Genomic DNA, 8,608 nt, shown 5'->3' on the forward strand with positions numbered 1-8,608 from the left:
ACATTTGATTTTGATAAGGTGACGGAGTTTACACTTGGTCAGTTCAGCAGTGAGTCCAAATCCAGTCTTGGTGATTATGCGGACAGACGGTTTACCGGAAATTGCTGAAAAAAGCGGGAAAACCCGAGAAATGTGAGATGTGCGGTAATAAAGATAAAAGAGTTCTGGCCGTGCATCATAAAGACGGAAATAGGAAAAATAACAAAAATGATAATTTGCAATGGTTGTGCAGGAATTGCCATTGTCTTATACATTTAGTTTAATATGCGCAATGGTGGCTATGGTGTAATGGCAGCACTAGAGATTGTGGTTCTCTCAGCGCGGGTTCGACTCCCGTTAGCCACCCCAAAAAAGGGACTGTCACCCTTTTTCCGGCTTCGGCCGGGGCAAAGTTAAAAAAATGATTTATTATATTATCACACTCATCGTATCGTTTGCCGTCTCGGCGGCGCTTATGCCGCTGTGCATGCGTCTGGCTAAAAGATTAAACGTGATGGACAGGCCCACCACGGCGGTGAAGACTCATCTTTCCGCGGTGCCTTATCTGGGCGGCGCGGCTATTTTCGCGGGTATTATACTCTCTCTGACGGCGATACGCTTTATAAGCAATTTCCCCACAGGCACCCTTTACACGCTCAGGGGCATTTTCCTGGGCGCGGGCATAATCTTCCTGCTGGGTTTGTCCGACGATATAGCGCCGCTGGATTACAAACTGAAATTTTTTATACAGCTGATCGCCGCCTCCGTCCTCTTCCACTACGATATAGCAATACAACTGTTCGATAACCCGCTTTTGAACTATTTTTTCTCCATGCTCTGGATACTGGCTATCACAAACAGTTTCAACATAATAGATGTCATGGACGGCCTCAGCGCCTCGGCTCTCATGATGTGCGCTTTCTTTTTTTTCATGGTGTCACTGCCCAGCGAACAGATATATGTTAATTTCGCATCCGTGGCGGCCTTCGGCGCCGCGGCGGGTTTTCTCATTTTTAATTTCCCGCCCGCCAGGATATTCATGGGGGATACGGGAAGCCTGACGCTGGGTTTTATAATGGCCGCCATCTCTCTCGGAGCGAAGTATTCCGCCGTGAATCCCATAGGCGTTTTCGCGCCGCTTATCATCCTCGGTATTCCTCTTTTTGATGTTATATTCGTTATGATGCACCGCGCGAGGCGCGGGCTTTCTCCGTTCAGGGGATCAAAAGACCATTTCGCCCTCAGGATGCTGGAGCTCGGTTTCAGCAGAAAACAGATATTGTTCAGGGTCACGGTCACGGGCGCGGTTATGGGAAGCCTCGCATGGCTCTTGACGATGGTTCCGATGAAATGGGCTTTTGTTCTTTGCGGCGCGGGTTTTTGCGCCGGTATATATCTGGCCGGATGGCTTTCGGTTATAGATGTGGAGGACTTCTGATGGACAGGTCAATAACTGAAACCGCCGCGGCTCTGGGCACGCTGAAAAATGTGCTTATAACCGGACATGCCGGCCCCGACGGGGATTCCATAGGATCGGGCCAGGCGCTGGCCTCTTTTCTGCGGCGACTGGGCATAAGGACTACCGTTTGTCAGAGCGGCGACATTCCGCGCGAGCTGGCTTTTCTGGGCCTTACGGGAATAAAAAGGCCTGAACGCCCGTCACTGACGGGCCGTGACGCCATAATCTTCCTTGAATGCTGTCTTCCTGAGAGGAGCGGTTTCACCTTTACAAAGGATGAGCTGGGCGCTCTTGAGGTTTTCAACATAGACCATCATCCCGACAACAGGAATTACGGGGATTATAACATAGTCGATCCGGGCGTCTCGTCGGTGGCGGAGATAATATATCAGTTCTTTGTCCTGAAGCGGCTGCCTTTGCTCAAAAACGAGGCCGCCGCTCTTTTAACGGGCATTGTCACCGATACGGGCAGATTCTCCCAGAAAAACACGACTCCGGAATGTCTGGAGATAGCCTCGAAACTTGTGCGCTCCGGCGCCGATATAAGCAAAATATACAATCACATCTACGGTTCTCAGAAACCCGCGAGGATAAAACTGCTCGCCGAGACTCTCGGAACAATAGAAATACTCAAGGGCTCGGTCGCCTGTATGCACACGGACAGAAAAATGCTCGAGCGCTGCGGCGCGGTTTATAACGACACGAAGGATTTTATCAATTACGCCCGGGACCTGGACGGCGTCGAGGCGGCCTGTTACATCAGGGAAGGCGAGGACAAAAAGATACACATTAATTTCAGGTCGCTCGGAAAAAATATCCTGCCTTTCGCCAAAAAATTCGGCGGCGGCGGCCACAAGCTCGCCAGCGGCGTGACGGTCAGCGGAGATTACGACAAGCTCAGAGCGACGATCACGCGTGATTTTGCCGCTTACGTCAGAGCGGGAAAATAAGCGCATAGACAGGTGAGACACCGAGTCCAAAAAACTATTTCCGCTTCCATAGGTATCTACGACGGCATACACGCCGGCCACAGGGCTGTCCTCAAAGAACTTCTGAAATGTCCCGGCACAAAAAAAGTGTTTGTGTTTTTCAGGAATCCCAACAAGGCGGGAAACATCGTCACCAGCGCCGCCGAGCGAAAGACTGTCCTCGCGGGGATGGGGCTTGAACCCGTGATGCTCAAAATAGAAAAATACTGGAAGATGAGCGCGCGGGCTTTTCTGGAAGATGTTCTCATCAAAAAATATAATGTACGGCGCCTTGTCATAGGTGAAGATTTCGTGTTCGGCAGGAAGAAGGAAGGCACCGTGGCGTCGCTGAAAAAATGGGAGCAGGATCTGGGTCTCGAGGTGAAGGTGGTGAAGACCAAAGCCCGCGGCGGCATGAAGATATCCACGACGCTGATAAAGGAACTCATCGCGCAGTCAAAGACCTCCCGGGCCGCCGCGCTCATGGGACGGCCTTACAGGATCAGCGGCAGAAAGGTGAAGGGCCTCGGAATAGCGCGCACGCTGGGTTTCCCGACTGTAAATCTCGTTGCTGAAAAGCACAAGGCTGTGCCGGAGGGTGTTTTCGCGGCGGAAGTGATATGCAGGGCGGGCCGTTTCAGGGCCGTGGTCAATTCGGGCGGCGCCCCGACTTTCGGCATAAAAAAAGTCTTTGAGTTTCACATCCTCTCCGCCGGCGACGCTGCGCGCGCGGATGGATGCTCTAAATTCACGGTCGAGTTCGGGCGTTTTATCAGAAAAGCTAAGAAGTTCGCCTCGCGCGGGGCTTTGATATCGCGTATAAAAAAAGACATTGAAATTGCAAAAAATCGGCGTATTTGTTAATTTGGGAACGGTTTTGAGATTATGGTTTTGACATATAGCAGGAGGTTTTTAAAATGAAAAGAGTGTATCACTTCATCGGCAAAAACGCCGAGGGTAACGCAAAGATGAAAAATGATCTTGGGGGCAAAGGGGCGAACCTTGCCGAAATGGCGAAAATAGGCGTGCCTGTTCCTCCGGGATTCACAATAACGACGCACACCTGTCTTGAATATTACAAAGAGCACGGCGTGCCCAAGGGCCTGATGGATGAGGTTGTGAAGAACCTGAAGCTCGTGGAGAAAGACCAGGGCCTTGTCTTGGGAGATAAAGACAAACCTCTTCTGGTGTCTGTCCGCAGCGGCGCCCGGGTTTCAATGCCGGGGATGATGGACACGGTTCTCAATCTCGGTTTGAATGACGAGTCCGTCGAGGGTCTCGCCAAAATGAGCGGCAACCCGCGTTTCGCGTGGGACTGTTACAGGCGCTTCATACAGATGTTCGGAGATGTTGTTATGGACGTCCGTCCGTCAAAGGAAGAGGAAGACCCTTTTGAGGTGATACTGGCGAAGATAAAAAAAGAAAAAGGCGCCGCCAGTGACACGGATCTCTCCGTGGAAGACCTCAAACAGCTCGTCAGTGAATACAAAAAACTTGTGAAAGAAAAAACGGGCAGGAATTTTCCCGCCGAGCCCATGGTGCAGCTGGAAGAGTCCATTAAGGCCGTTTTCTCGTCGTGGCACAATGAAAGGGCGAACAAATACAGACAGCTCAACGGCATACCCGACGAATGGGGCACCGCGGTGAATGTCCAGACGATGGTTTACGGGAACATGGGTGATGATTCGGCCACGGGCGTCTCTTTTACAAGAGATCCCGCCACGGGAGAGAGAAGATTTTTCGGAGAATATCTTGTCAACGCCCAGGGCGAAGATGTCGTCGCCGGCACAAGAACGCCGCAGCCCATCAACAAAGCCGCCAAGACCGAAGATTCTCAGGTGTCTCTCGAAGAAATGTTCCCCGAAGCTTATAAAGAACTGGTGGACATATATCAGATGCTGGAAAAACATTACAGAGAGATGCAGGATATGGAATTCACCATACAGAATAAGCGCCTGTATATTCTTCAGACGAGGACAGGGAAAAGAACCGGTTTCGCGTCGGTGCGTATAGCTTTTGAGATGGAAGAGGAAGGCCTCATAGACAAAAATGAAGCGCTCAGAAGAGTTGACCCCTACGGACTGGAACAGCTCCTGGCGCCGATTTTTGATTCCAAGGACACCGCTAAAGCCAAAGAGGCCGGCAGGAACCTCGCCAAGGGCCTTAACGCTTCTCCCGGCGCGGCGACAGGACAGGTTGTGTTCTTCGCTGACGACGCAGGAAAATATCCGAAGAGCATTCTTGTCAGGATAGAGACTTCCCCCGAGGACATAGGCGGCATGGTCACGGCGCAGGGCATTCTTACCGCCCGCGGCGGTATGACCTCTCACGCGGCCGTTGTGGCCCGCGGCATGGGTAAACCCTGCGTCGCAGGTTGCGGGGCTCTTCAGATATCCTACAAGGACAGGCAGATGAAAGCCGGAGGAAAAACAATAAAAGAAGGCGACTTCATATCTATAAACGGCTCGACAGGCGAGATATATGAGGGACAGATCCCGGTCAATCCTTCGGAAGTCGTGCAGGTGTTCATCAAGAAAACAAAGACCGTAAAAGAGGTCCCGGCGGCTGAGATGTTTGACAAATTGCTGAAGTGGGCCGACGATGTGAAGAAGATGGGTGTGCGGACGAATGCCGACACGCCCGCCGATTCCGCCGTGGCCATAGCTTTCGGCGCCGAGGGTATCGGCCTCACCCGCACGGAGCACATGTTCTTCGGCGGCGACAGGATACTCGCCGTGAGGGAGATGATCCTTGCCGACGATGTCGCGGGAAGAGAAAAGGCTCTGGAAAAACTCCTTCCCATGCAGAGAGAGGACTTCGAGGGTATTTTTGAGGTGATGAACGGTCTGCCTGTCATCATCAGGCTGCTGGATCCGCCGCTCCACGAGTTCCTCCCGCACGAGGCCAAAGACCAGAAGGAAATGGCCGATGTAATGGGCATTTCCGCGGAAGTGGTGAAACAGAAAGTTGACGCTCTCCACGAGTTCAATCCCATGCTCGGACACAGGGGATGCCGTCTGGGAATAACATATCCGGAAATAACGGTGATGCAGACAAAGGCCATCATAGAAGCCGCCTGCAATATGCAGAAAAAGGGGATAAAAGTCATTCCCGAGATAATGGTGCCGCTGATAGGCCACGTCAAGGAATACGTGAATCAGAGAGACGTTATCAAAAAAGTCGCCGATGAGACGATAAAAGAGAAGGGCGTCAAGCTCGAGTATATGATAGGCACGATGATAGAGGTGCCGCGCGCGGCTCTGACCGCTGACGATGTCGCGAAAGAAGCGGAATTCTTCTCATTCGGGACGAACGACCTTACGCAGATGACCTGCGGTTTTTCAAGGGACGACGCGGGAAAATTCCTCGGCGATTATGTCGAGAAGAAGATCTACGCCAAGGACCCCTTCGCCTCGCTCGACCAGGACGGCGTGGGCAGGATAATAAAGATAGCCGTTGACCTGGGAAGAGCTTCCAACAAAAAGCTTGAGATAGGCATCTGCGGCGAGCACGGCGGCGATCCGGATTCGGTCAAGTTCTGCCACAGGGCGGGAATGGATTATGTCTCCTGTTCGCCCTACAGGGTGCCGCTGGCCCGTCTTGCTGCGGCCCAGGCAGTTCTGGAAGAAAAAAAATAATTTATTCCCGCGAAAAAATATTATTGCCTACTGTCGGTTTGGCTTTAACGGCAATTAAAGATTTTTTCGGAATTCTTTGTTCAGGCGGTTAGTTGAAAAGTAAGGGAGGGCGGTTATGAATTACTTTTACCTGGTATGCGCTTTTTTTATTTTTTTGTGGGGCATAAGGATCATCAGGCCTACACAACGGGGTCTTATTGAACGGCTGGGAAAATATAACCGTTTTTGCAATCCCGGGTTTCACTGGATAATTCCGATAGTTGACTCTATGGTCAAAGTGAATATCACGGAGCAGATGATCGACGCTGAGCCGCAGGAGATCATCACTAACGATAATCTCAATGCCAGAGTTGACGCGCAGGTCTATTTCAAAGTCAAAGATAGCGAGGTGGATATAAAAAATTCCCAGTATAATGTTAATGACTACCAATGGCAGATCGTCAATCTGGCACGGACAACTCTGAGAAACATAATAGGGACTCTGACACTCAAATCCGCAAATAGCGAAAGAGGGAAGATCAACTCGGAACTGCATAACACATTGCGTGATGAGACAGGCAGCTGGGGAATTGAAATCGTCAGAACGGAATTAAAAGAGATAGACCCCCCGAAAGATGTGCAGGAGACAATGAATAAGGTTGTAAAAGCGGAAAACGAGAAGATAGCCGCGATAGATTACGCCACCGCCGCTGAAACCGTGGCTGACGGGCAGAAAAGATCAAAGATAAAAGAGGCCGAAGGCGTAAGGCAGTCAAGAATCCTTCAGGCTCAGGGCGAAGCCGAGGCGATACAGCTTGTCAATGAAGCCGCGAACAAATATTTCGTTGGCAACGCCCAGCTTTTGAGGAAATTACAGACCGTTGAGACATCTTTGAAAGACAATGCCAAAATAGTGGTGCCGGAAAACAGCGAACTGGTTAATGTTATAGGCGAGCTGGCCGGCGTGCTGCCGTTAACGCATAAGGCGGCGGCCGGAAAATAGCCGCCGGTTAATCAAATGAAAAAGGCGGTTAAAGTCGGTGATATCGTCATGGGCGGGGGAAAGCCCGTCGTCGTGCAGGGCATGGTTAAAACGGCGCCCTCGGACGGGAAAACGGCCTTGTGGATAAATTCAATGGCGGAGGCCGGCTGCCGGATTGTGAGGATAGCCGTGCCCAACGCTTTTGAGGCTTCACATCTGGGCGGATTGAGGAAAAAAGTCAAAGTCCCCCTCGTGGCCGACATTCATTTTGACTGGGAACTCGCCGTCACAGCGGCGGCATCGGGAATAGACAAGATCAGGATAAATCCCTCAAACATAGGCTCCGTCAGCAAGGTGCGGGAAGTGGCCGCCGTCTGCCGCGAAAGAGGCATTCCCATAAGGGTGGGTGCTAACAGCGGTTCCGTAAAAACGCTCAACAAAGGCGATTCTCCGAAGGTGAAAGCCCGTAAACTGGCCGCGGCCGTGAAAAAGGAGGTCTCCGTCCTTGAAAAAGCCGGTTTTTACAATATTGTCGTATCCGCGAAAGCCGAAGATGTTGAAACGACGATCGAGGTCAACCGCATTCTGGACAGGCTCGCGTATCCGCTCCACATGGGCGTGACCGCGACCGGCCCCAGGAGCTCCGGCATCATCAAAAGCGCCATGGCTCTGGGCATACTTCTGAGGGAGGGAATAGGCGACACGATAAGGGTTTCTCTGCTTTCCGACCCCGTGGAAGAAGTTAAAGTGGCTTATTCAATTTTATCCGATATAGGTTTAATTAAAAGGAAAATCAATTTCATAGCTTGTCCGACCTGCGGGAGATGCGGGGTCAATCTGAGAACCATTCTGGACGATATCATGAAAGGCTTTCCGGATGCGGACACAGCCGCAGCAAAGACACTTAATGTGGCCGTCATGGGCTGTGAGGTGAACGGCCCGGGCGAGGCCAGGAACGCCGATCTGGGTATCGCTTTCGCCGGGCAGAAGGCCGTTTACTTTGAAAAAGGCAAAATCGTTAAAACGCTGATCCGGAGCGCGGCTGTGAAATTTATTACGAAGCAAATCAAAAAAAATCTTGTCTAACCAGAGCCGGATGTCTAATGTCAAGACCTGACCCCAGAATAGAACAATAGGGCAACTGACAGAACAGCCGGAATAGCGCTTCCGCATTGCTTTACGCCGTATTCACTCTTCTCTTAAATTTGTAGGAAAGCGCTAATTAAGTTAGAATAATACCAAGAGCATGAACAGAAATATTATTGATATTTTCTCGTTTTGCAGCGTCTTCGCGGCTGGGTGCACTATAACGACAGCGAGGGCACATATCTTACTATGACATTGCCAATGCTGGCGGCGATAAATCAAAGCGTTGTGCTTGTTTCTTCCGATAAATTCGTATTATTTATTCCGGGGTATTTAAGCGTCGCTAAGTGTTTGAATGAATTTATTGAAGAAGGTGAAAGAATCTATTCGCTCTTGCTTCAATGAAAATAAAATATCGACACAAAAGCATGGAAGTAGAGGGAAATAGCGTTTCTGTGCTGTTCTCTTATTCCGCCAGAGTATTTTTTTTCGGCGCATGTTTTATTATTTCCCTCGG

At 50.8% G+C, this 8,608-nt stretch carries 7 protein-coding genes and 1 tRNA gene; all 8 read left to right on the plus strand.

Features of this window, described 5'->3' with window-relative positions; translation table 11 throughout:
- Positions 1 to 101: 101 nt before the first annotated feature.
- The 8 genes from FP827_05475 to ispG all read left to right on the plus strand — a co-directional run bounded on the left by FP827_05475 (position 102) and on the right by ispG (position 8,091).
- Positions 102 to 263 (plus strand): HNH endonuclease, encoded by a 162-nt coding sequence (locus FP827_05475; protein MBA3052523.1) that lies wholly within the window; start codon positions 102 to 104, stop codon positions 261 to 263.
- Between the two features lie 11 nt (positions 264 to 274).
- Positions 275 to 348 (plus strand) — tRNA-His (locus FP827_05480).
- A gap of 52 nt (positions 349 to 400) precedes the next feature.
- A complete protein-coding gene (locus FP827_05485) occupies positions 401 to 1,417 on the plus strand; it encodes an undecaprenyl/decaprenyl-phosphate alpha-N-acetylglucosaminyl 1-phosphate transferase (protein MBA3052524.1) in 1,017 nt (338 codons plus the stop codon).
- Positions 1,303 to 2,388 carry a bifunctional oligoribonuclease/PAP phosphatase NrnA gene (locus FP827_05490; GenBank protein MBA3052525.1) on the plus strand — a complete coding sequence of 362 codons (1,086 nt, stop codon included), beginning with the start codon at positions 1,303 to 1,305 and terminating at the stop codon, positions 2,386 to 2,388. The genes FP827_05485 and FP827_05490 overlap by 115 nt, the downstream gene beginning before the upstream one ends.
- A gap of 12 nt (positions 2,389 to 2,400) precedes the next feature.
- Positions 2,401 to 3,270, plus strand: coding sequence for a hypothetical protein (locus FP827_05495; GenBank protein ID MBA3052526.1), 870 nt, complete (start codon positions 2,401 to 2,403; stop codon positions 3,268 to 3,270).
- 53 nt (positions 3,271 to 3,323) lie between these two features.
- Positions 3,324 to 6,044: a pyruvate, phosphate dikinase gene (locus FP827_05500; protein ID MBA3052527.1), complete on the plus strand. Its 2,721-nt coding sequence runs from the start codon at positions 3,324 to 3,326 to the stop codon at positions 6,042 to 6,044.
- A 115-nt stretch (positions 6,045 to 6,159) separates the two neighbouring features.
- The gene (locus FP827_05505) at positions 6,160 to 7,026 is read left to right on the plus strand and encodes an SPFH/Band 7/PHB domain protein (GenBank protein ID MBA3052528.1); all 867 of its coding nucleotides are present in this window, start codon (positions 6,160 to 6,162) and stop codon (positions 7,024 to 7,026) included.
- 15 nt (positions 7,027 to 7,041) lie between these two features.
- On the plus strand, positions 7,042 to 8,091 hold the full coding sequence (ispG, locus tag FP827_05510) for a flavodoxin-dependent (E)-4-hydroxy-3-methylbut-2-enyl-diphosphate synthase (protein MBA3052529.1): 1,050 nt from the start codon (positions 7,042 to 7,044) through the stop codon (positions 8,089 to 8,091).
- The last annotated feature ends 517 nt before the right edge of the window (positions 8,092 to 8,608 follow it).

The sequence above is a fragment of the Candidatus Omnitrophota bacterium genome, from assembly GCA_013791745.1.
Classification (GTDB): domain Bacteria; phylum CG03; class CG03; order CG03; family CG03; genus CG03.